The sequence below is a fragment of the Ramlibacter aquaticus genome, assembly GCF_015159745.1.
Lineage (GTDB): Bacteria > Pseudomonadota > Gammaproteobacteria > Burkholderiales > Burkholderiaceae_C > Ramlibacter > Ramlibacter aquaticus.
The window spans coordinates 46982-68735 of the sequence record NZ_JADDOJ010000007.1 but is presented as its reverse complement, the minus strand read 5'-3'; the positions used below and the strand labels follow the sequence as shown (position 1 = coordinate 68735).

Annotated in this window: 19 protein-coding genes; 8 read left to right on the top strand and 11 right to left on the bottom strand. The window is 71.6% G+C overall.

Annotated features, from left to right (window positions below; translation table 11 throughout):
• Positions 1 to 33: 33 nt before the first annotated feature.
• On the bottom strand, positions 34 to 645 hold the full coding sequence (locus tag IM725_RS03250) for a sulfite exporter TauE/SafE family protein (protein WP_193779139.1): 612 nt from the start codon (positions 643 to 645) through the stop codon (positions 34 to 36).
• A gap of 102 nt (positions 646 to 747) precedes the next feature.
• On the opposite strand from IM725_RS03250, the gene IM725_RS03245 reads away from it, so the two are divergent.
• From IM725_RS03245 to sorB, 7 genes are all read left to right on the top strand, one after another.
• Positions 748 to 2061, top strand: coding sequence for a glycerate kinase type-2 family protein (locus tag IM725_RS03245; RefSeq protein WP_227753533.1), 1314 nt, complete (start codon positions 748 to 750; stop codon positions 2059 to 2061).
• Between the two features lie 112 nt (positions 2062 to 2173).
• On the top strand, positions 2174 to 2752 hold the full coding sequence (locus IM725_RS03240; protein WP_193779137.1) for a septal ring lytic transglycosylase RlpA family protein: 579 nt from the start codon (positions 2174 to 2176) through the stop codon (positions 2750 to 2752).
• Positions 2753 to 2858: 106 nt separating this feature from the next.
• A complete protein-coding gene (locus tag IM725_RS03235) occupies positions 2859 to 3518 on the top strand; it encodes a response regulator (protein ID WP_193779136.1) in 660 nt (219 codons plus the stop codon).
• On the top strand, positions 3515 to 4825 hold the full coding sequence (locus tag IM725_RS03230) for a sensor histidine kinase (RefSeq protein WP_193779135.1): 1311 nt from the start codon (positions 3515 to 3517) through the stop codon (positions 4823 to 4825). The genes IM725_RS03235 and IM725_RS03230 overlap by 4 nt, the downstream gene beginning before the upstream one ends.
• 73 nt (positions 4826 to 4898) lie before the next feature.
• A complete protein-coding gene (locus IM725_RS03225; RefSeq protein ID WP_193779141.1) occupies positions 4899 to 6371 on the top strand; it encodes a DegQ family serine endoprotease in 1473 nt (490 codons plus the stop codon).
• Between the two features lie 42 nt (positions 6372 to 6413).
• Positions 6414 to 7637: a SorA family sulfite dehydrogenase catalytic subunit gene (gene sorA, locus IM725_RS03220; RefSeq protein ID WP_193779134.1), complete on the top strand. Its 1224-nt coding sequence runs from the start codon at positions 6414 to 6416 to the stop codon at positions 7635 to 7637.
• 11 nt (positions 7638 to 7648) lie between these two features.
• Entirely contained in the window at positions 7649 to 7978 is a 330-nt protein-coding gene (gene sorB, locus IM725_RS03215) for a SorB family sulfite dehydrogenase c-type cytochrome subunit (protein ID WP_193779133.1), read from the top strand.
• Positions 7979 to 8017: 39 nt separating this feature from the next.
• Here the strand turns inward: sorB and IM725_RS03210 are convergent, their stop codons facing one another.
• From IM725_RS03210 to IM725_RS03180, 7 genes are all read right to left on the bottom strand, one after another.
• On the bottom strand, positions 8018 to 8725 hold the full coding sequence (locus IM725_RS03210) for a DUF1345 domain-containing protein (RefSeq protein ID WP_193779132.1): 708 nt from the start codon (positions 8723 to 8725) through the stop codon (positions 8018 to 8020).
• Between the two features lie 49 nt (positions 8726 to 8774).
• The gene (locus IM725_RS03205; protein WP_193779131.1) at positions 8775 to 9185 is read right to left on the bottom strand and encodes an acyl-CoA thioesterase; all 411 of its coding nucleotides are present in this window, start codon (positions 9183 to 9185) and stop codon (positions 8775 to 8777) included.
• Entirely contained in the window at positions 9182 to 10486 is a 1305-nt protein-coding gene (locus IM725_RS03200; RefSeq protein WP_193779130.1) for a TRAP transporter large permease, read from the bottom strand. The genes IM725_RS03205 and IM725_RS03200 overlap by 4 nt, the downstream gene beginning before the upstream one ends.
• A 4-nt stretch (positions 10487 to 10490) precedes the next feature.
• On the bottom strand, positions 10491 to 11006 hold the full coding sequence (locus IM725_RS03195; protein ID WP_193779129.1) for a TRAP transporter small permease: 516 nt from the start codon (positions 11004 to 11006) through the stop codon (positions 10491 to 10493).
• A gap of 71 nt (positions 11007 to 11077) precedes the next feature.
• A complete protein-coding gene (locus IM725_RS03190; RefSeq protein WP_193779128.1) occupies positions 11078 to 12106 on the bottom strand; it encodes a TRAP transporter substrate-binding protein in 1029 nt (342 codons plus the stop codon).
• Between the two features lie 47 nt (positions 12107 to 12153).
• Positions 12154 to 13812 carry an indolepyruvate oxidoreductase subunit beta family protein gene (locus IM725_RS03185; RefSeq protein WP_193779127.1) on the bottom strand — a complete coding sequence of 553 codons (1659 nt, stop codon included), beginning with the start codon at positions 13810 to 13812 and terminating at the stop codon, positions 12154 to 12156.
• Position 13813: 1 nt separating this feature from the next.
• A complete protein-coding gene (locus IM725_RS03180; RefSeq protein ID WP_193779126.1) occupies positions 13814 to 15964 on the bottom strand; it encodes a thiamine pyrophosphate-dependent enzyme in 2151 nt (716 codons plus the stop codon).
• Between the two features lie 130 nt (positions 15965 to 16094).
• Here IM725_RS03180 and IM725_RS03175 point away from each other — a divergent pair, with 130 nt between their 5' ends.
• Positions 16095 to 16991 carry a LysR family transcriptional regulator gene (locus tag IM725_RS03175; protein WP_407692495.1) on the top strand — a complete coding sequence of 299 codons (897 nt, stop codon included), beginning with the start codon at positions 16095 to 16097 and terminating at the stop codon, positions 16989 to 16991.
• Between the two features lie 10 nt (positions 16992 to 17001).
• Here IM725_RS03175 and IM725_RS03170 read toward each other — a convergent pair whose 3' ends face one another.
• From IM725_RS03170 to xdhA, 3 genes are all read right to left on the bottom strand, one after another.
• Entirely contained in the window at positions 17002 to 17151 is a 150-nt protein-coding gene (locus IM725_RS03170; protein WP_193779125.1) for a hypothetical protein, read from the bottom strand.
• A 632-nt stretch (positions 17152 to 17783) separates the two neighbouring features.
• A complete protein-coding gene (xdhB, locus tag IM725_RS03165) occupies positions 17784 to 20177 on the bottom strand; it encodes a xanthine dehydrogenase molybdopterin binding subunit (protein WP_193779124.1) in 2394 nt (797 codons plus the stop codon).
• Complete coding sequence (gene xdhA, locus IM725_RS03160) at positions 20174 to 21631, bottom strand: xanthine dehydrogenase small subunit (protein WP_193779123.1); 1458 nt, start codon at positions 21629 to 21631, stop codon at positions 20174 to 20176. The genes xdhB and xdhA overlap by 4 nt, the downstream gene beginning before the upstream one ends.
• Positions 21632 to 21754 lie beyond the last annotated feature (123 nt).

Sequence of the window (21754 nt, the reverse complement as noted above, 5' to 3'; positions counted from 1 at the left end):
AGATGTCGCGGGAGGGGTCAGAGAATCGAGCATTCATGCGGCTTGCAGCGGGGCACCACCCCGCAAACCCGCATGGATGCTAGGTCCCGCTAGCGTCCTAAAACGCATGACCAACAAGACGACCCCAAGGTAGACCGGGACCGAGCTCATGGCCTCGGTGGCCAGGAAGGGCCCGCGCACCAGCCCGTGCATCAGGAAGAAGGGCGTGTTGAGCGGGCCGGTGCTGACCACCACGCCCGTGAGGAAGCCGATCACCGCGCCCACGGCGGCCATGTGGCCGCGGTGCAGCTGCCAGTGCTGCCGCTGCATCCAGCGCCGCACGGGGACCATGGCCACGAAGAACAGGCCCAGCAGGCCCTCCACCCAGCCCATGGGCAGCGCCAGCAGCGTGCGCGCGCCCAGCGCCGCGCCGGGCACCGCGGTGGCCGAGTACGCCGCCACCGTGCGCCAGTCGACCTCGCGCCACCAGGCGGCCACGCGCGAGACGTTGGCCATCAGCGAGGCGATGGCCATGATGGGCACGGCCTGGCGCGGGCCGAACATCAGGACCAGGGCCGGCATGAGCATGATGGACGAGCCGAAGCCGACGATGCCGCCCAGGGTGCCGGCGGCGAGGCCGAGGAGCAGGACGAGGGTGTAGGCCATGCGGGAAGAGGGGTGGCGCCGCGGCGCGCCTGTGGACTATAGGGCCGCCGCCAAGTGGGTGCCGTGCCGGCCCGGCCGCGAGGGCACGGAATAATGCGGTCCATGGCTTCTTCCATCCCCGGCGATCCCCGCCAGTTCCTCGAACAGCTCTACCGCACGGCCGTGCGGCGCGCGCTGCCCCTGCACAACACCGCCGCCTTCCTGCCGCCGCCGCCGCGCGGGCGCACGGTGGTGCTGGGCGCCGGCAAAGCCGCCGGCGCGATGGTGCACGCGGTCGAGGCGCTGTGGCCGGCCGATGCGCCGCTGTCGGGCCTGGCCGTGACGCGCTACGGCCACACGCCGCAGCGGCCTGCGGGCGTTCCGGCACGGGTCGAGATCGTCGAGGCCGCGCACCCGGTGCCGGACGCGGCCGGCCTGCAGGCCGCCGGCCGCATCCTCGAGCTGGCCCAGGGCCTGGGCCCGGACGACCTGGCGCTGTGCCTGATCTCGGGCGGCGGGTCCTCGCTGCTCACGCTGCCCTGCGAGGGCCTGGCGCTGGAGGACAAGCAGCGCATCAACCGGCAGCTGCTGGAATCGGGCGGCAGCATCGGCGAGATGAACTGCGTGCGCAAGCACCTCTCGCGCATCAAGGGCGGCCGGCTCGCCGCGGCGTGCGCGCCGGCCCAGGTGGTGACGCTCACGATCAGCGACGTGCCCGGCGACGACCCCTCGGTGATCGCCAGCGGGCCCACCGTGCCCGACGCGAGCCGCTGCGCCGACGCGGTGGCCATCCTGCAGCGCTACGGCATCGCCGTCCCGGGCGCGGTGATGAGCCTGCTGGAGCAGGGCGCGCTGGAGACGCCCAAGCCCGGCGATGCGCTGTTCGCCGGCCACGCGGTGCACCTGATCGCGACCCCGCAGCAATCGCTGGAGGCCGCGGCCCAGGCGGCGCGCGACGCCGGGCTGGACGCCTGGGTGCTGAGCGACGAGATCGAGGGCGAATCGCGCGAGGTCGGCAAGGTGCACGCGGCGCTGGCGCGCGCGGTCGCGCGGCACGGCCAGCCCTTCGCGCGGCCCTGCGTGATCCTCTCGGGCGGCGAGACCACCGTGACGGTGCGGCCGCAGGCGCCGGGCACGCCGCGCGGCAAGGGCGGCCGGGCGGCGGAGTTCTGCATGGGCCTGGCGCAGGCGCTGCAGGGCCAGGCCGGCGTGTGGGCGCTGGCCGCCGACACCGACGGCATCGACGGCTCCGAGGACAACGCCGGGGCCTTCGTCACGCCCGAGACGCTGGCACGGGCGCAGGCCCAGGGCATGAAGCTGGACGCCTTCCTCGCGCGCAACGACGGCTGGTCCTTCTTCCACGCGCTGGGCGACCTGCTGGTGACCGGGCCCACGCACACCAACGTGAACGACTTCCGCGCCATCCTGGTGGCCTGAAGGACAAGGCCGACCGGGCCTGTGCGCGGCCTGCCGCCGGGCCGGGCTCTCCTACAGGCAGGCCCAAGCCTGGCCGACGCGGGGCCGGCGCCGGCCTCGCCAGAGTGGGGGCATGGATACGCAGAGCCACACCCTCAAGCCTTCCAGCCTCACGCTGGCGCTGGCCCTGCTGGGCCTGGTGCCGGCCGTCCTGCCGCATGCCGCACGGGCGGCGCCCGCCACCGAAGCCGGGGCAGGCGCGCAGGCGCAGCCCGCGAGCACCCGTCCAAAGGCCGCTGCGCAGCCACACGGCGCTGCCATCAAGGGCCGCGCCACGACAGCGCACGACCGGCCCGCGGCCGCCAGGGTGCCGCGCCGCCAGCTGGGCAAGGCCTCCATCTACGCGCGCATGTTCAACCACCGCACCATGGCCGACGGCCATCGCATGGACCCGGCGGCCCCCAACGCGGCCAGCAAGACCTTGCCGCTGGGCACCGTGGCCCAGGTCACCAACCTGGAGACCGGGCGCAGCACGCAGGTCACCATCCAGGACCGCGGCCCCTATGTGAAGGGAAGGGTGGTGGACCTTTCGCCCGCCAGCGCCGCCGAGATCGGCCTGGACCTGAAGCAGGGCGTGGTGCCGGTGGAGGTCAAGCCGGTCGCCGTGCCCGGGCCGGACGGCTCGCTGGAGCCTGTGAACCGCGACGGGTGAGGCGCTGCGTTGGCCGGGCGGCGCCCCCGGGCATGGGGCGCCCGCCAGGGCGGGATCGAAACCTTCAGCACCGCTTAAGCTTGGCGCCGGATACTCTCCGGGCGCCATGAAACTCCTGCTGGTCGAAGACGACGCGATGATTGGCCGCGCGCTGCTGGATGCGCTGCGGGCGGAAGGCTATGCGCTGAACTGGGTGCGTGACGGCAGGCTGGCCGCCGACACCCTGGCGACCGAACCCTATGACCTGGTGCTGTTGGACCTGGGCCTGCCCGGCCGTGACGGCCTGGAGGTGCTGCGCGGCCTGCGCCAGCGCGGCAGCGCGGTGCCGGTGCTGGTGGCCACCGCGCGCGATGCGGTGGGCGACCGCGTGGCCGGCCTGGACGCCGGCGCGGACGACTACATCGCCAAGCCCTTCGACATCGACGAGCTGCTGGCCCGGATCCGGGCCCTGCTGCGGCGCAGCGCCGGGCGCGCCGGACCGCTGATCGTGCACCAGGGCCTGACGCTCAACCCGGCCACGCGTGAGGCCGTGCTCAACGGCGAGCCCCTGCACCTGTCGGCGCGCGAGTGGGCGGTGCTGGAGCCCATGGTGCAACGGCCGGGCGCGGTGTTCTCGCGCGCGCAGCTGGAGGAGAAGCTCTACGGCTGGAAGGACGAGGTGAGCAGCAACGCGGTGGAGGTCTACGTGCACGGCCTGCGCCGCAAGCTGGGCAGCGACTTCATCAAGACCGTGCGCGGCCTGGGCTACGTGGTGCCGCGCGAATGAACCCGGCCCCGCCCGGCACCGCCGCCTCGCATTCGCTGCGCAGCCGCATGCTGTGGCTGGTGCTGGCCGTCATCGCGCTGGCCTCGGTGCTGCAGGCCACCACCGCCTACCGCGCTGCGCTGTCCGAGGCCGACAAGGTCTTCGACCAGCACCTGCAGGAGGTGGCGCGCTCGGTGCGCGGCGGCCTGCCGCTCCTGCCCGGCGGCACCGACTTCGATTTCTCCCTGCGCATCTGGGGCCCCGACGGCAGCGAGATCTACCGCTCCACGCCCTCGGGCCTGCCCTCGCAGACCCTGCTTGGCTTCTCCGAGGCCCGGGTGAACGGCGTGCGCTACCGCATCTACTCCGTGCAGAGCCCGGAGCACACCGTGCAGATCGCGCAGGACCTGGACGCCCGCGACAACCGCGCCCGCCTGCTGGCCACCCGCGCGATCCTGCCCATCGTGCTGCTCGCGCCCGTGCTCATGCTGGTGGTGTGGTGGCTGATCGACCGCTCGCTGGCGCCGGTGCAGCGCATGCAGGCGCAGGTGGCGCACCGCGCCGCGGACGACCTGTCCCCGCTGCCGCTGGGCGGGCTGCCGGAGGAGATCTTCCCCCTGGTGCAGGAGCTGAACCTGCTGTTCGGCCGCCTGCGCGAGGCCCTGGCGGCGCAGCAGCAGTTCGTCGCCGATGCGGCGCACGAGCTGCGCTCCCCGCTCACCGCGCTCAAGCTGCAGGCGCAGGCCCTGCGCCGCGACCCCGACCCGCAGGCGATCGAGCGCCTGAACGAAGGCATCACGCGGGCCATCGCGCTGTCCGGCCAGATGCTCTCGCTGGCCCGCGAGGAGGCCGGGGCGCCGGGCGAAGGCTTCCGCGCCGTGGAACTGGAACAGCTCGCGCGCGAGGCCGTGGCCGAGGTGCTGCCGCAGGCGCAGGCGCGCGGCATCGACCTGGGCCTGGCCGAGGACGCGGCTGCCGCCACGGTGCAGGGCCGGCCGGAGGCGCTGCACGTGCTGCTGCGCAACCTGCTGGAGAACGCGCTCAAGTACACGCCCGAGGGCGGCCGGGTGGACCTGCGCATGGGCATCGAGGGCGGCCGCCCCTGGCTGGCCGTGGAGGACAGCGGCCCCGGCATCCCCGAGGCCGAGCGGGCGCGGGCCTTCGACCGCTTCTTCCGCGTGCCCGGCGCGGCGGGCGAGGGCAGCGGGCTGGGCCTGGCCATCGTCAAGGCCATCGCCGACCGCCATGGCGCGGCGGTGGCGCTGGACGCGTCGCCCGGCCTGGGCGGCCTGCGTGCCACCGTGCGCTTCCCGGCCCCCGCGGCTTAAGACTCGCCTAAGCGGCGTGCCGCATCATCGCTGCAAGACATCAAGCAACCTGCGAAAGGACTCCGCCATGGACATGCCCAACCGTTTTCGTTCGCTCCCCCTGGTGCTGGCCCTGCTGGGCGCCGGCATGGCCGGCGGCGCGGCCGTCGAAGCCCTGCACCGCAGCCCCGCGGCGCACGCGGCGGTGCTGCCGCCCCTGGCCGCGACCCCGGCGCCGTCGGACGCCGGCGTGAGCACGGCGCCCAACTTCCCCCTGATCACGCAGCGCTACGGCCCGGCCGTGGTCAACATCAGCGTGGAGGGCACGCGCAAGCTCAACGCCGACGACATGGCCGAGGAGTTCAGCGACCCGTCCGAGCTGTTCAAGTTCTTCCAGCACGGCGGCACGCCCGGCCGCATGCCGCAGTCGGTGCCGGTGCGCGGCCTGGGGTCGGGCTTCATCATCGACCCGAACGGCATCATCATGACCAACGCCCACGTGGTGAAGGACGCGAACGAGGTGACGGTCAAGCTCACCGACCGCCGCGAGTTCCGCGCCAAGGTGCTGGGCACGGACCCCAAGACCGACATCGCGGTGCTGAAGATCAACGCCAGCAACCTGCCCGCCGTGAGCATCGGCAACAGCGACCAGCTGCGGGTGGGTGAATGGGTGCTGGCCATCGGCTCGCCCTTCGGCTTCGAGAACACCGTGACCGCCGGCGTGGTCAGCGCCAAGGGCCGCACCCTGCCCAACGACGCCGCCGTGCCCTTCATCCAGACCGACGTGGCCGTGAACCCTGGCAACTCGGGCGGCCCGCTGTTCAACGCGCGCGGCGAGGTGGTGGGCATCAACTCGCAGATCTACAGCCAGTCGGGCGGCTACCAGGGCGTGTCCTTCTCGATCCCGGTCGACCTCGCGATGCGCGTGAAGGACCAGATCGTGGCCCACGGCAAGGTGGAGCACGCGCGCCTGGGCGTGGCGGTGCAGGAAGTGAACCAGAGCCTGGCCGATTCCTTCGGCCTGGACCGGCCGGCCGGCGCGCTGGTGGCCAAGGTCGACAAGGGCAGCCCGGCGCAGAAGGCCGGCCTGGAGCCGGGCGACGTGATCCGCAGCGTGAACGGCAAGCCGGTCGTCGCCTCGGGCGACCTGTCCGCCCTCATCAGTGCCTCGCAGCCGGGCGAAACCGCCAAGCTGGACGTGTGGCGCAAGGGCAAGGCGGTCGAGCTGTCGGCCAAGCTGGGCAGCGCCGACGACAAGGTGGCGAAGGCCGACAGCGGTGACGCCAAGTCGCCGGCCGAGGGCGGCAAGCTGGGCCTGGCCCTGCGTCCGCTGGAGCCGCGCGAGCAGCGCCAGGTCGGCGTGCAGGGCGGCCTGGTGGTCGAGGACGTGGCCGGCCCGGCCGAGCGTGCGGGCGTGCAGGCCGGCGACGTGGTGCTGGCCGTGAACGGCAACCCCGTCAGCTCCGTGGACGACGTGAAGGCGGCCGTGGCCAAGTCCTCGCGCTCGGCGGCCCTGCTGATCCAGCGCGGCGACGACCGTATCTTCGTGCCGATCCGGCTGGGGTAAGTCCCGAGGCAGGGGCGGGGCGGGCACGGCAAGGTCGTGCCCATGAAGACACCCCCCATCGACCTCCAGCGGCGCCGCGTCCTCGCGGGCGGCGCTTTTGCCTTGGCGGGCGCCGGCCTGCCGGGGCTGGTGCGCGCGCAGGCCGCAAGCGTGGACCTGCCCATCGCCAACGGCCACCGCCAGCTCGTGGCTTTCCCCGAGAAACGCCCGCTGATCGTGCTCACCTCGCGCCCGCCCCAGCTGGAGACGCCCTTCGAGGTGTTCAACGACGGGCTGATCACGCCCAACGACGCCTTCTTCGTGCGCTACCACAATGCCGCCATCCCCACGTCCGTGGACGGCGACAAGCACGTGATCCGCATCGGCGGCAACGCCGTGGGCAAGCCCTTCCAGCTCACGGTGGCCGAGCTGCGCAGCCAGTTCAAGCCGGTGGAACTGGTGGCGGTGAACCAGTGCTCGGGCAACAGCCGCGCGCTGTTCGATCCGCGCGTGCAGGGCGGCCAGCTCACCAACGGGGCCATGGGCAACGCGCGCTGGACCGGGGTGCCGCTCAAGGACGTGCTGGCCCGCGCCGAACTCCAGGACGCGGCCCGCCAGGTCACCTTCAACGGCCTGGACGAGGGCGTCATGGGCGGCGGCGATTTCGTCAAGGCGCTGGACGTGCGGCACGCCATGGACGGCGAGGTCATGATCGCCTGGCAGATGAACGGCCAGGACCTGCCCATGCTCAACGGCTTCCCGGTGCGCCTCATCGTGCCGGGCTACTACGGCACCTACTGGGTCAAGCACCTGTCAGAGATCGAGGTCATCGACAAGACCTTCGAGGGCTTCTGGATGAACCCGGCCTACCGCATCCCCGACAACGACTGCGCCTGCATCGCCCCCGGCACCACGCCTGCCGCGACCCGGCCCATAGGCCGCTTCAACGTGCGCTCCTTCATCACCTCGGTCGCCGACGGCGCCCGCGTGAACGCCGGCCAGCCGCTGCGCGTGCGCGGCATCGCCTTCGACGGCGGCCAGGGCATCCGCGAGGTCGCCTTTTCGGTGGACGGCGGCGCCAGCTGGCGCGAGGCCACGCTGGGCGCCGAGCTGGGACGCTACTCGTTCCGCGAGTTCAGCTTCGGCTTCGTGCCCGAGCGCGGTGCGTACGACCTGCGGGTGCGTGCCTTCAATCGCTCCGGCCAGAGCCAGCCCATGCAAGCCCTGTGGCAGCCCGCGGGCTACATGCGCAACGTGGTCGAGTCGGTCAAGGTCACGGCAGCATGAAGGGGCCACGCATGAACACCCGCTTCCGATTCCTCGCCGCCCTGCTGCTGGCCGCGGCCGCCTGCACGGCGGGCGCCGCCACCAAGACCATCCAGCTGCCGCCTGACGGGGCGCAGCTCACGCCCAGCCCGTTGCCGGGCTATGCCAAGGCGCAGGTCAACTGCGTGGCCTGCCACTCGGCCGAGTACATGCTGTACCAGCCGCCCACCGCGCCGCGCGGCTACTGGGAGGCCATGGTCAAGCGCATGAAGGCCGTGTTCAAGGCGCCGGTGCCCGACGAGGACATGCCGGCGATCGTGGACTACCTGGTCAAGACCTACGGCAACGAAAAAGGGCGCTGAGGCGGGCGGCCTGCCGCGGCGGCACCGCGCCCGGCGGCCTCACATCAGCAGACCTGCTGCCAGGTTGATCGAGAGCGCCAGCAGCGTGGCGTTGAAGAAGAAGGCCAGGATGCAGTGCAGGGTGCCCACCGGCCGCAGGGCCGGGCCGTTGAAGCTCACGTCGGCGGTCTGCGCGGCCGCGCCGATCACGCAGGAGAAATAGAGGAAGTCGGCGTAGTCCGGGTCCGGCGTGCTGGGAAAGGCCAGCGGGTCCAGCTCGCCCCGCACGCGGGCCGAATAGAAGTCATGCGCGTAGTGCAGCGCGAACAGCACCTGCGTGAACAGCCAGGAGGTGAGCACCGTCAGCGCGGCCAGCGCGAGGTGCAGCTCGCGCCGGCCCCCGTGCATGTCCTTGGCCTGGGCGAGCTGCGAGCCCACGGCCAGCAGCACAGCCAGGGCCGACACCACCACCAGCACCAGGATGGCTACGCGGCCCTCGTCCTGCGCCAGGGCCCGCTCGCGGATGCCGCGGGCGTCGCTGCGCCTGAAGAGGTGCCAGGCCAGGCCCAGGTACACCAGTGCGCTGGCGTTCCAGGCCAGCAGCGCCGCCGTGGCGACGGCGACCTGCATGCCCTGCGCCAAGCCGGCGAAGAGCACCGCGCCCAGCAGCACAGAACCCGCCAGCCGCGGCCGCTGGCGCAGGCCCCGCACCCAGGCGGTGGGCGCGAGCGAGTGGGCGTGGGGACTGCGTGTGGAGGAGCGGCTCATGCGCGCATGGTAAGGCCGTGCGCCTGACCGTATGCTGCCCGGGCGGGCGCTATTCGCAGAGCGCGCGTATCGGCTGCGGGATGGGCAGCGCGAAGATCGAGCCGTCCTCGCGCCGGCCGGCGAAGATGCGGACCTCGTTGCATTCCAGGATGGGCTCATCGCCCTTCATCACACGGTAGCGCTGCACGAAGCTCTTGCTGCGCCACTCGGCGATGCCCGCGTGGATCGCCAGCGTGTCGCCGTAGGTGGCGGTGCGCATGAACTTGGCCTGCGTGTCCACCAGCGGGGTGCCGATCACGCCCAGGGTCTTCTCGGTCTCGGACCAGCTCGGCACGCCGCATTGCACGAAGAAATCGCGCGAGGCGGCGTCGATCCAGCGGAAGAAGTTGGGAAACCAGACGATGCGCGCCGGGTCGCAGTCGCCGAACTCGACCCGTACGGTGTAGACGGTCTCCTTCATCCCATCCTCCCGGGCAGCCACAGGGCGATGATGGGGAAGCTGATCAGGATCACGAGCCGGATGATGTCGGTCACCACGAAAGGCAGCACGCCCTTGAAGATGGTGGTGAAGCTCACGTCCTGCACCACGCTCTTGATCACGAACACGTTCATGCCCACCGGTGGGTGGATCAGGCCCAGCTCCACCGTCATCACGATGATGATGCCGAACCAGATCGGATCGAAGCCCAGCTGCGTCACCACCGGGAAGATGATGGGCACCGTGAGGATGATCATGGCCATGGCGTCCATCAGGCAGCCCAGCACGATGTACATCACCATGATCAGTGCCAGAACGCCGTAGGAGCCCACGCCCAGGCCGGTCAGGAAGGCGGTGAGCTTCTGCGGCGTCTGCGTGATGGTCAGGAAGTAGCCGAACATCAGCGCGCCGATCAGCACCGTGAACACGGCCGCCGCGGTGCGGGTGGCCGAGAGCAGGGCTTCCTTGATCTTGGCCCGGTCCAGCTTGCCGCGGATGAGGCCCAGCAGGAAAGCGCCGCTCGCGCCCACGCCGCCCGCCTCGGTGGGCGTGAAGAAGCCGCCGTACAGCCCGCCGATCACGAACAGGAACAGCACCAGCGGCGCCCACACGCTCTTGAGGTCCACCAGGCGTTCGGCCCAGGCCTTCTTCTCGCCGCCGGGCAGCCACTCGGGCCGCACCTTGACGATGATGAAGATGGTGAGCACGTACAGCAGCATCGCGAACAGGCCCGGGATCACGCCGGCCATGAACAGCTTGCCGATGTCCTGCTGCGTGAGGATGGCGTAGACCGCCAGCACGGTGGAGGGCGGCAGCATCGCGCCCAGGGTGCCGCCGGCCGCGATCACCCCGGTGGAAAACGACTGCGGGTAGCCGAAGCGCCGCATCTCGGGGTAGGCCACGCTGGAGAAGGTGGCGGCGGTGGCGACGGAGGAGCCGCAGATCGCCGCGAAGCCGCCGCAGGCCAGCACCGTGGCCACGCCCAGGCCGCCGCGCAGGTGGCCGATCATGGAGTTGGCCGCCTTGAACAGCTCGCGGCTCACGCCCGAGACCGAGACGAAGGCGCCCATCAGCATGAACATGGGGATCACGCCGAAGGTGTAGTCGGTCACCGTGCGCATGGAGGTCTGGCCGACCAGCTTGAGCGCAGGGCCGGCGCCGGCGATGAAGCTGTAGCCGGTGATGCCCACCAGGCCCATCGCCATGCCCACGGGCACGCGCAGCAGCATCAGCGCGAAGAGGGAGACGAAGCCGATCAGGGCGACGAGGTCTGTTTCTGCCATGGCGTCACTCCACCCGCTTGTCGTCGAAATGCTCGTCGTGCAGCGCCTCGGGCTTGAACACGAGCCGCCAGGTGCGGATGGCGATCAGGATCACGGCGCACACGTCGCCCGCCCAGGCCACCGCATAGAAGGGCCAGGTCGGAATGTTGAGGTCGTAGGTGAGCACGTGGTCCACGTAGGTCCCGCGCACCTTGTCGAAAAGCATGGCGGTCTGCACGATGACCACGAACAGCAGCACCAGCGTGGCGAAGACGTCGATCAGGCGCTGCTTGCGCCGGCCCACGGCCGACCACACCAGGTCCACCGTGATGTGGCCGCCCCGATAGCTGGTGGCGGCGATGCCCCAGAAGATCAGGATGCCCAGCAGCATGCGGCCGAAATCGTAGGAATCCGGGATCGAGGTGCTGAAGAACTTGCGCAGCAGCACGTTCACGAAGATGTTGAGCGCCACGATGCCCACGAAGATGGCGGCCAGCCATTCGATCGTGTTGATGAAGCGGTCGGCGAAATTTTTTTTCATGGAGTCCCCGCCTGGAAAAGAAGCCCGGGCCGCCGTCGGCGCACCCGGGCTTCACCGGCACTGGCGCTGCGTCAGAGCGCGGACTTGTACTTGACCAGGGTCTGCTTGAAGGAGTCCAGCACCTGCTTGGGGTCGCCGCCCGACTTCTTCACGCCCTCGGCCCACTGCAGCTCGACCGGTTGCACGGCCACGCGCCAGGCCTGCAGCTGGTCGGGCGTGAGCTTGTAGACCTCATGGCCCGGCTCGGCGGCGATCTTGGCGCGGCCGGCGATCTCGAAGTCGGCCCAGGCGCTGCCCACCTTCTCGGCCCATTCGCTGGTGCAGTGGTCGTCGATGACCTTCTTCTGCGCGGTGGACATGCCGTCGTACTTGTCCTTGTTCATCACCCAGACGAAGGGCGTGACGTACAGGGGCACGTCCATGTGGTACTTCACCACCTTGTCGATGCCGAACAGGATCAGCGAGCCCCAGGGGAAGGTGATGGCCTCGGCGACGCCGCGCTCCAGCATGTCGCGCGCCTCGGGGGCGGAAGACTGCACGTTGGTGCCGCCCAGGGTGGTCACCATCTGGCCGATGGTGCTGGTGGCCGGGCGGATCTTCATGCCCTTGATGTCGGTCGGCAGCAGCACCTTCTTCTTGGCGTGCAGCGCGCCCGGGTCGTGCGCGAAGGCGAAGCAGAAGTGCACGTCCTTCATTTCCTTGGCCGCGTACTGGCGGTACCAGGCGTCGATCGCGGCCGACCCGGCCTTGGCGTTGGACACCATGAAGGGCAGCGAGGACGCGGCGAAGATCGGGAAGCGGCCGGGCTGGTAGCCGGGGTTCACGTAGGAGACGTCGGCGATGCCGTCGCGCGCCATGTCGTAGTGGTCGAAGGCCTTGCCCAGCTGCTCCGAGGGGAACAGGGTGGAGGTGATGGTGCCGTTCGACGCCTTCTTGATGTCGTCGGCCCAGGCCTGCAGCGCCGGGTTGAGCGCGTGCTGTGCCGGCACCCAGCTCGAGAGCTTCAGCGCGACGGGCTTGTCCTGGGCGTGGGCACCGGCGCACAGGGCGAGGGCGGCTGCGATGGCCGCGAGGCGGGGGGCGAAGTGGAAGCTGGGCATGTTGTCTCCTCGGTCGTGATGATCGAAAGTTACTTTCTATAACGAACTCAGGCCTGGGCCTCTACGGGTTTGCCCTTGCGGACGAAGCGGATCGGCTGTTCCTTGACCGGGCGGGGCGGTGCGCCCAGGCCGGCCAGCGTGGCGTCCAGCGCGCGGCCCGCGTCGTCGGCCACGGCCGCGGCCCGCGCGGCGGCCACGGCATCGGCGGCCGCCGACGCATCGGGCAGGCCGGTCAGGTGGCCGACCACGTGCAGCAGCGCCTCCTTGCCGCGCTCGTTGGTGCTGCCGTAGCCCTTGATGAGGCGGCCGCACTGCGCGATCTCGTGGCCCAGCCGCCAGTCGCGGCGGGTGCCGGCGACGACGGCCTCCAGCCAGCGTTCGATCATGGCCTGCTCGGCCGCCCAGCGGCTGCCGTGCCGGCGCAGCCAGCGCAGGCTGGCCAGCCCGCGCAGCATCAGCAGGCCGCCCACCGAATGCGTGCCCACCTTCAGCGGCAGGGCCCAGCTCTCGCGGCCCCGTGCCACGCGGGCACGGTCCCAGCGCAGCAGGTGCTGCGCCAGGGCGGGCGGCAGCAGGGCGGCGAACTCGGCCACGCCGGGCTTGAAGTGGTCGTACACGCGCAGCAGGTCCTGCTCGCGCGCCTTCACCTCCTGGCGCACCCGGTCCCAGCGCGAGGCCCGGCTCTTGAGGTCGGCCACGCGCACGATGTCGTCGAAGGCCATCCACAGCGCCAGCCAGCGCGCCATCTCCCGGGTGGTCGCGCCGCCGTGCGTGCCCGCCGGGTCGGCGGCGCGCTCGGCCTCGCGCACGCGGGCCAGGCGTTGCTCGTACAGGCGGGCGTAGGCCGCGTCCTGGTACTCCAGCAGGCGGGCCCGGCCCAGGGCTTCGAAGTCGGGGCTGGGCTGGCCGGGCGAGGCAGGCGTGGCGGCCGGGGCGGCGGCCGCCGTGGCCGGGGCTGCGACGGCGCGGCCCGGTGCGATGGCCGCCTTCGCCGTGTCCGCCCTGCCGGCCTGCAAGAGGCCAGCGTCGCGCAGGGCCGGCTGCGCGGCATCCGCCTGCGCCGGTTCGGCAGCGGCCTTCCAGCCCGCCGCGAAGCCGCGCAGGCTGGCCTCGGCCGAGGCGCCGCCGCCGGCCCGCACCACCGCCTCGTAGTCCTCGCGCCGCAGGAAGGGGAAGAGCCCGCTGCCCGCCACCGCGCCCAGCATCACGGCGCTGACCACGGTGCCGGCCTCGCGCGCCAGCGCGGCCATGTCCATGATCCGGTGCGCGCGCGAGAAGCGCTTCACCACCGCGACCAGCCGTGCGCTGTCCACGCGGCCGTCGGTCATCTGCATGCGCTCCTGCGTGGTCAGCGTGCGCGAGGACGAGCTGATCACCAGCGTGCGCGCCGGGTCGGTCATGCCGTTGCCGATCTGCCGCGTGGTTTCCAGCAGTTCGGAGGACGCCATCGCGTCGATCGCGCCGGGCACCGGGTTCAGGCTGAACACCGGCCGCCGCCCGCCCAGCGCGGCCAGGGGCTGCGGGAAGACCTCGATGTAATAGGTGGTGGCGCCGGTGCGCTGGGCCACGCCGGGAATCGAGCTGGCCTGCACCGGGTAGCCCGCATGGCGCGCGGTCTCGACCAGCCATTCGCTGAGCACGCCGCCGCCTTCGCCGCCCAGCGCGCAGATCAGCAGGCCCACGGGCCGGATGTCGTTCGTGTCCATCTCAGGCTCCCTGCAGCATGCGCACCAGCCCGCCGCGCAGGCCGGCGGCCAGGCGTTCGTGCCATTTCGGGTTCTGCACCACCTCGGCCCGGTAGAACGAGGGGCAGAGCGTGGCGGCGTGCGCGTTCTCGCCGCACAGGCCGCAGCCCACGCAGCCGTCGATCACGGTGGCCACCGGGTCCGCCTTGAGCGGGTCCGGGTTGTCCTTGAGCGTGAGCGTGGGGCAGCCGGACAGCCGGATGCAGGCGTGGTCGCCGTTGCACACGTCCTCGTCCACGCCGTACTTCACGCGCACCACGCGCTCACCCTTCTTCAGCAGCGAGGCGATCCAGGGCTTGATGCGGCGCTGCCGCTCCAGCTGGCACTCGCCCTCGGCGACGATCACCTTCAGGCCGTTGAAGTCGCTGGTCAGCGCCTCCTGCACGGTGCGCTTCATCGTCGCCACCTCGTAGCTGTGCACGGTGCGCAGCCACTGCACGCCCAGGCCCTGCAGCGTGGACTCGATGGTGGTGTTGGTGTGCGTGAGGCTGCGCGTCTTGTCCTCGCTCGCGGCCTTGGCGGCCGCGCCGGGCGTGGAGATCAGGTCCTGCGTACCGGTGGCGGAGGAGTAGCCGTTCTTGAAGATCAGCAGCACCGCGTCGTCGCCGTTGAAGAGCGCGCTCTGCACGCCGGTGAGCAGGCCGTTGTGCCAGAAGCCGCCGTCGCCCATGATGGACAGGGTGCGCCGCTGCATCATGGGCGAGACGCCGGCGCGGCTGGCCAGGCTCATGCCGTAGCCCAGGATGGAGTGGCCCTGCGAGAAGGGCTCGAAGGTGCCGAAGGCGTGGCAGCCGATGTCCGCCGCCACGTGCACCGGCCCGATCTCCTGCTGCGCCAGCTTGAGCGCCGAGAACACCGGCCGCTCCGGGCAGCCGATGCAGAAGGAGGGCGGCCGGTTGGGCAGCGGCGTGGCCAGCGCCTGCGCGACCTCGGCGCGGCGCGCGTCGTTGGCCGCCAGCCAGGCGGTGGCAGCGGGCGGCAGCGCCTGGCCGTGGCGCGCCAGCAGGCCGGCAATGCCGCGCGCCAGCACCTCCACCGAATACTCGCCGCCCATGGGCAGCAGGTCCTTGCCGTGCAGCGGGGTCTGGATGTCCTGGCGGCGCAGGTGGGTGGCGATCTCCTGCTCGATGTACTCGGGCTGGCCCTCCTCGACCACCAGCACCGCATCGTGGCCGACGCAGAACTCGGCGACCTGCTCGGGCACCAGCGGGAAGGCCACGTTCAGCACCAGCATGGGCAGCTCGCTGTCGCCGAAGGCATCGGCCAGGCCCAGCTGCTGCAGCGCCCGCACGGTGGCGTTGTACAGGCCGCCCTGCACGATGAGGCCGAGCCGGCTGCCGCGGCCGGGCCGCAGCTCGTTCAGGCCGTTCTCGACGATGTAGCGGCGCGCGGCCGGAATGCGTTCCTCGGACTTCAGCTTCTCGTGGCGGAAGGTGACGGGCGGGTGCGCCAGCTTCATGTAGTCGAAGGCGGCCGGGTTCTCCATCAGCGCGCGGGTGGAGATGGCGGGCGGCCGGTTGTCGCGCGCCTCGAAGCTGCCGCGCACGTGGCAGGCGCGTATGCGCAGCTCCAGGATGCAGGGCATGCTGGACGCTTCGGACAGGCGGAAGCCGTACTCCACCATGTCGACCATGCGCGTCAGGTCGGGCCGCGGGTCCAGCAGGCACATGCCGGACTTGAGGGCGAAGGCGTGGGTGCGCTCCTGGATCACGGAGGCGCCTTCGCCGTAGTCCTCGCCGACCACGATCAGCGCGCCGCCCTTGACGCCGGGCGAGCTGAGGTTGGACAGCGCGTCCGCCGCCACGTTGGTGCCGACGATGGATTTCCAGGTCACCGCGCCGCGCAGCGGGTAGTGGATGGAGGCGCCCAGCATGGCGGCGGCCGAGGCCTCGTTGGCGCAGGCCTCGACGTGCACGCCCAGCTCGTCCATGTAGGGCTTGGCCTGCACCATCACGTCCAGCAGGTGCGAGACCGGCGCGCCCTGGTAGCCGCCCACGTAGGCGACCCCCGACTGCAGCAGGGCCTTGGTGATGGCCAGGATGCCTTCGCCATGGAAGGTCTGGCCGGCGGACAGGCGCAGGGATTCGATTTCCCTGGCGAATGAAACTTCCACGTGGGGTCTCCGGTTGGCTGCCGGAGTGTCCCCCTTCGCTGCTCATTCATCAATAAAATGAAGCGACTATGCAATATAAGCCGTGTGCATACAGAGCGCCGCGCGCCCCCGCCCGTTCCCGGGAGAGGCCGTGCCCCTGATCCAGCGCCTGGACCTCAACCTGCTGCGCCTGATGGATGCGGTGCTGCGCTGCGGCAGCGTCAGCCGTGCGGCCGAGCTGCTGGACATGACGCAGCCGGCCGCCAGCCAGGGGCTGACCCGCCTGCGCGCGCTGCTGGCCGACCCGCTCTTCGTGCGCGCGCCGGGCGGCGTGCAGCCCACGCCCAAGGCGCAGCGCCTGGCCGGGCCGGTGCGGCAGGCGCTGCAGGCCCTGGAGCAGGCGCTGGGCGAGAGCGAAGGCTTCGACCCGGCGCGCTCCACGCGCAGCTTCCGCATCCACATGAGCGACATCGGCGAGGGCCGCTTCCTGCCGCCCCTGATGGCCGCGCTGCGCCACGAGGCGCCGGGCGTCCGGCTGGAGACCCTGCCGGTGCCGCGCGATCAGGTCGCGGCGGCGCTGGACAGCGGCCGGATCGACCTGGCCTTCGGCTTCCTGCCCATGGTGCGCGAGACCGAGCGCCTGCGGCTGCTGGACGACCGCTACGCCGTGCTGGTGCGGCGGGGCCACCCGGTGACGCGCGAGAAGCGCACGCCGCGGCAGCTGCTGGCCGCGCTGAAGAGCCTGGATTTCGTCGCCGTGCGCACCCACGCCGACACGCTGCGCATCCTGGAGCAGCTCCAGCTGCAGGGCCGCCTGCGCCTGACGACCGAGCACTTCATGGTGCTGCCTTCCATCGTGCGGGCCACGGACCTGGCGGCCGTCATGCCGCGCAACATCGCACAGACCTTCGGCCCCGACTACGCGATCGTCGAGCCCGACTTTCCGCAGCGCCGTTTCACCGTCTCCCTGCACTGGAGCCGGCGCTTCGCGGACGACCCGGGCAACCGATGGCTGCGCGGGGTGGTGGAGCGCCTCCACCGGGAGTGAGGCTGCCGCCTCAGGCGAACATGCGCCGCTCCTTGTCCGCCAGCTCTTGCTGGCGCAGCATGATGCGCGGCACGTCGGGGTGCAGCGGGCTGATCTCACGCAGGGCCCAGCGGTAGAACGCCTGCGCGACCATGAGGTGGATGAAGTTCAGGATCTTCATGGCTTCATGGTCGGCAAGCTGTGCAGCATGCGCCGTAGTCGCCTGGCTCGTCCGTTTCGCCGCTTTGCCGATACGGCGTGTCGGACGGTGTTGATGACTGCCGCATCGCTGCGGCGCAGCAGGTGTCGCGTGCCTCGGCGGGACTGTGCATGCCCTGTGACTGAGGATTCGCCGTTGCGAGGGGTGGTGCTCGCCCGGACCCGGGGCGAAGTATGTGGCGCAGGGGATGGTCCTCGCCCGGACCGGGACGGGGGTGGGCCACTACGCTCATGTCCCCCGCCGCGCTGCGCGCGGCTCCTCCTTGACTTCGCTGCGTGACCCACCCCCATCCCGGTCCTTGATGGATGGGCACGCCTGCGCTCGCTGCCGCGCTCCAAGGGGAAGGGCCCCGGCAATCCGCCGAACGCGGCGATGCCGAGGACTGGGATGCGGGCGGCTCATGGAGCGAAGTCAAGGAGGAGCCGCGCGCAGCGCGGCGGGGGACATGAGCGCAATGAGCCGCCCGCGTCCCGGTCCGGGCGCGTACCGATCTTCCGGCGCCTGCACATCTCCAGGACGCATACCCAGCTCGGAGGCCGGGCCGCAAGCGACCACGGCCGCACCGGCCAGATCGAAGGCCTGGACGCCTCGCTTCAGCCCTGCCGCAGCGCCGCCAGCACGTTCTCCGCCGTGGCCGGCGCATCGAGCTGGACCGGGCCACCGCCGCGGGCCGAGGCCACCGCGTCGCGCAGGGCCTCCCACACGCTGACGGCCAGCATGAAGGGCGGCTCGCCCACGGCCTTGCTGCCGCCCACGTTGTCCTCACGGTTGGGCTCGTGCCAGAACTTCACGCTGAAGTGCGGCGGCAGGTCGCCCGTGGCGGGGATCTTGTAGGTGCTGGGTGCGTGCGTGGCCAGCAGGCCCTTGGCGTTCCACACCAGCTGCTCGGTGGTCAGCCAGCCCATGCCCTGGATGAAGCCGCCCTCGACCTGGCCGATGTCGATCGCCGGGTTCAGGGAGTGGCCCACGTCGTGCAGGATGTCCACCGCCAGCACGCGGTTCTCGCCGGTGAGGGTGTCGATCGCCACCTCGCTGCAGGCCGCGCCGTAGGCGAAGTAGTAGAAGGGTCGGCCGGTCAGCGTCTGCTTGTCGTAGTGGATCTTGGGCGTGCGGTAGAAGCCATCGCTCCAGAGCTGGATGCGGTTGGCGTAGGCGGCCTTCACCACCTCGTCGAAGCCGCGCTCGGATTTCGGCGTCACCACCTTGCCGCCGGCGAAGCGCACCGCCCCCGCGCCGCAGCCGTCCAGCCCGGCCACGAAGGCGGCCAGGTTGTCGCGCACGTTGCGCGCCGCGTACTGCGCCGCGCGGCCGTTCAGGTCGGTGCCGCTGGAGGCGGCGGTGGCCGAGGCGTTGGGCACCTTGCTGGTGTCGGCGGCCGTGGCGCGCACGCGCTCGAAGGGGATGCCCAGCTCGTCGGCCACCACCTGCGCCACCTTGGTGTTCAGGCCCTGGCCCATCTCGGTGCCGCCGTGGTTCACCTGCACGCTGCCGTCGGTGTAGACGTGCACCAGGGCGCCCGCCTGGTTGAAGAAGGTGGCGGTGAAGCTGATGCCGAACTTGACCGGCGTGATCGCGATGCCGCGCTTGATCACCGGGCTGTCCGCGTTCCAGCGTGCGATGGCCTCGCGCCGCGCCCGGTAGCGGCTGTCCTGGGCGAGCTGCGCCACCAGCGGCGCCAGGATGTTGTCCTCCACCTTCATCTGGTAGTGCGTGACGTCCCGCTCGCCCACGCCGTAGAAGTTGCGCTCGCGCACGGCCAGCGGGTCCAGCCCCAGGTGGCGCGCGATCTCGCCCAGGATGGCCTCGATCACGATCACGCCCTGCGGCCCGCCGAAGCCGCGGAAGGCCGTGTGGCTCTGCGTGTTCGTGCGGCAGCGGAAGGAGGCGATCTCCACGTCCGACAGGAAGTACGCGTTGTCGACGTGGAACACGGCGCGGTCCGCCACCGGGCCGGACAGGTCGGCCGAGAAGCCGCAGTTGGCCAGCATGGTGAGCTTGAGCGCGGTGAGCCGCCCCGTGGCGTCGAAGCCGGCCTCCCAGTCGTACTCGAAGGGGTGGCGCTTGCCGGTGACCATGAAGTCGTCGTCGCGGTCCAGGCGCAGCTTGACCGGGCGGCCGCAGTGGCGCGCGGCGATGGCGGCCCACACCGCCATGTGCCCGGCCTGGGTCTCCTTGCCGCCGAAGCCGCCGCCCATGCGGCGGCACTCCACCGTCACGGCGTTGTTCTCCAGGCCCAGCGCGTGCGCCACCCAGTGCTGCACCTCGCCCGGGTGCTGAGTGCTGGAGTGGATGCGCCAGGTGTCCTGCTCGCCGGGGATGGCGTAGGCGATCTGCCCTTCCAGGTAGAAGTGCTCCTGCCCGCCCACGGTGAGCGAGCCCTGGAGCCGGTGCGCCGCGCCGGCCATGGCGGCCTCGGGCTCGCCGCGCCGCACGGTCACCGGCGGGAGCACGTAGCGCTGCATCGAGTGCGCCTCGCGCGCGGACAGCACGTGCGGCAAGGGCTCGATGTCCAGGGCCACTTGGCGCGCGGCGCGGCGCGCCGCCATCACGCTGTCGGCCACCACCAGCCCGACGACCTGGCCGATGTGCTGCACCGTGTCCAGGGCGAAGATGGGCTCGTCATGGCTGAAGGTGGCGAGGATGGGGTCGCCGGGGATGTCGGCGGCCAGCAGCACCGCGCGCACGCCGGGCAGGGCCCGTGCGGCGCGGGCGTCCACCCCGCGGAGGCGGCCGTGGGCCACCGTGGACAGGATGGGCGCCGCGTGCAGGGTGCCGCGCAGCTCGGGGATGTCGTCCACGTAGGTTGCGCGGCCGGCGACCTGGGCGCGTGCGCTTTCGTGCGGCACCGACACGCCCAGGGCCGGCGCGGTCGCGGCGGCGGCATGGGGCGAGACCGTGGCCGGCGCGAGGTTGCGTTCCCCGGCATCGGCCGCGCCGGCCGGGCCGCCGCCGGTGGCGGCCGTGAAGTCCTTGTCGCGCATGTTCATCGCCCGTCCTCCGCCAGGGTGAAGGATTCGAGGTTCAGGGGGCCCACGCCCTGGCTCTCCAGCCAGAAGCGGCGCATCAGGTTGCCCAGCAGCTCGCGCCGGTAGGCGGCCGAGGCCCGCATGTCGGAGATGGGCTGGAATTCGGCGCGCAGCGCCTCGCCCGCCGCCTGCGCGGCGGCCTCGTCCCAGGGGCGGCCCTTCAGCAGGGCCTCGGCCTGGCGCGCCCGCGCCGGCGTCGCCGCCACGCCGCCCGCGCCCAGCGACGCGTGCAGCACCCGGCCGTCCTCCAGGACCAGCCGGATCGCCAGGCACACCGCCGAGATGTCGTCGTCGTAGCGCTTGGACACCTTGTAGACCCGCAGGAATTCGCCCGGCTGGGGCCGCGGCACCTTGATCCAGGCCAGCACCTCGTCGGGCGCCAGCAGGGTCTTGCGGTAGCCGGTGTAGAAGTCCTCCAGCGGCAACTCGCGGTGGCCGCGCTCGCTGTGCAGCACGATGTGCGCGCCCAGCGCGATGAGCAGCGGCATGGAGTCCCCGATGGGCGAGCCGTTCGCCACGTTGCCGCCCAGCGTGCCCGAGTTGCGCACCGGCAGGCCGGCGAAGCGGCTGGCGAAGGGCGCGAGTTGCGGCCGCTCTTCGCACAGCGCCCGGTAGGCGTCCTCCAGCGGCACCGCGGCGCCGATGGCGATGTGGTGCGGGTAGGTCTCGATGCGCCGCAGTTCGGCCACGCGGCTCACATCCAGCACGGATGTGAATCGCATGTGCATCTTCGTCACCCACAGGCCGACGTCGGTGCAGCCGGCCACCAGCTGGGCCTGGGGGCGCTCGCGGCGCAGGCGCAGGAGTTGGGCCAGGGTGGTGGGCGCTGCATACGCCTCGCTGGCCGGGGCGGGCGCCAGGTCCGCCAGCTGGCGTGCCAGGGCCTGCTCGTCCACGGCCACCGCGGGCAGGTCGGCCATGGCGCAGGCCGCGTCCAGGATGGGGCGGTAGCCTGTGCAGCGGCACAGGTTGCCGGAGAGTTCGCGCTGCGCCAGCGCCCGCGTCACGGTGTCGCCGCGCGCGACATGGTTCTGGTACATCCCGAACAGGCTCATCACGAAGCCCGGCGTGCAGAAGCCGCATTGAGAGCCGTGGCAGCGCACCATGGCCTCCTGCGCGGGGTGCAGGGGGGCGCCCTCGGCGGCCAGGTCCTCCACGGTCCACAGCGCCAGGCCATCGACCGAATGGGCGAGGCGTATGCAGCTGTTGACGGCCCGCCAGGCGATGCCGCCCGCGTCGGTGCGCTCACCCAGCACCACGGTGCAGGCCCCGCAGTCGCCCTCGCCGCAGCCCTCCTTGGTGCCCGTGCAGCCCAGGTCCTCGCGCAGGACTTCCAGCAGCGTCCGGTCGGGTGGTACATTGTCCAGCGCGACGGTTTTGCCACCGCGCACGAAGCGGATCGTTCGGGTTTCCATGCGGTCCAGTATGGGTGATTTCGGGGCAGTCCCGGCGCCCGGCCCGGCCCGCTTTTTGCTGATCCAGCGACGAGCCCGGTCGGTCCGGCTCCATCCTAATCCTTCAAGAACAAGACAGAGGCA

Excerpts from the sequence above, each read along its gene's own strand:
- IM725_RS03250 (WP_193779139.1), bottom strand. The coding sequence starts at position 645 with ATGGCCTACACCCTCGTCCTGCTCCTCGGCCTCGCCGCCGGCACCCTG.
- IM725_RS03245 (WP_227753533.1), top strand. The coding sequence starts at position 748 with ATGGCTTCTTCCATCCCCGGCGATCCCCGCCAGTTCCTCGAACAGCTC.
- IM725_RS03240 (WP_193779137.1), top strand. The coding sequence starts at position 2,174 with ATGGATACGCAGAGCCACACCCTCAAGCCTTCCAGCCTCACGCTGGCG.
- IM725_RS03235 (WP_193779136.1), top strand. The coding sequence starts at position 2,859 with ATGAAACTCCTGCTGGTCGAAGACGACGCGATGATTGGCCGCGCGCTG.
- IM725_RS03230 (WP_193779135.1), top strand. The coding sequence starts at position 3,515 with ATGAACCCGGCCCCGCCCGGCACCGCCGCCTCGCATTCGCTGCGCAGC.
- IM725_RS03225 (WP_193779141.1), top strand. The coding sequence starts at position 4,899 with ATGCCCAACCGTTTTCGTTCGCTCCCCCTGGTGCTGGCCCTGCTGGGC.
- sorA (WP_193779134.1), top strand. The coding sequence starts at position 6,414 with ATGAAGACACCCCCCATCGACCTCCAGCGGCGCCGCGTCCTCGCGGGC.
- sorB (WP_193779133.1), top strand. The coding sequence starts at position 7,649 with ATGAACACCCGCTTCCGATTCCTCGCCGCCCTGCTGCTGGCCGCGGCC.
- IM725_RS03210 (WP_193779132.1), bottom strand. The coding sequence starts at position 8,725 with ATGAGCCGCTCCTCCACACGCAGTCCCCACGCCCACTCGCTCGCGCCC.
- IM725_RS03205 (WP_193779131.1), bottom strand. The coding sequence starts at position 9,185 with ATGAAGGAGACCGTCTACACCGTACGGGTCGAGTTCGGCGACTGCGAC.
- IM725_RS03200 (WP_193779130.1), bottom strand. The coding sequence starts at position 10,486 with ATGGCAGAAACAGACCTCGTCGCCCTGATCGGCTTCGTCTCCCTCTTC.
- IM725_RS03195 (WP_193779129.1), bottom strand. The coding sequence starts at position 11,006 with ATGAAAAAAAATTTCGCCGACCGCTTCATCAACACGATCGAATGGCTG.
- IM725_RS03190 (WP_193779128.1), bottom strand. The coding sequence starts at position 12,106 with ATGCCCAGCTTCCACTTCGCCCCCCGCCTCGCGGCCATCGCAGCCGCC.
- IM725_RS03185 (WP_193779127.1), bottom strand. The coding sequence starts at position 13,812 with ATGGACACGAACGACATCCGGCCCGTGGGCCTGCTGATCTGCGCGCTG.
- IM725_RS03170 (WP_193779125.1), bottom strand. The coding sequence starts at position 17,151 with ATGAAGATCCTGAACTTCATCCACCTCATGGTCGCGCAGGCGTTCTAC.
- xdhB (WP_193779124.1), bottom strand. The coding sequence starts at position 20,177 with ATGAACATGCGCGACAAGGACTTCACGGCCGCCACCGGCGGCGGCCCG.
- xdhA (WP_193779123.1), bottom strand. The coding sequence starts at position 21,631 with ATGGAAACCCGAACGATCCGCTTCGTGCGCGGTGGCAAAACCGTCGCG.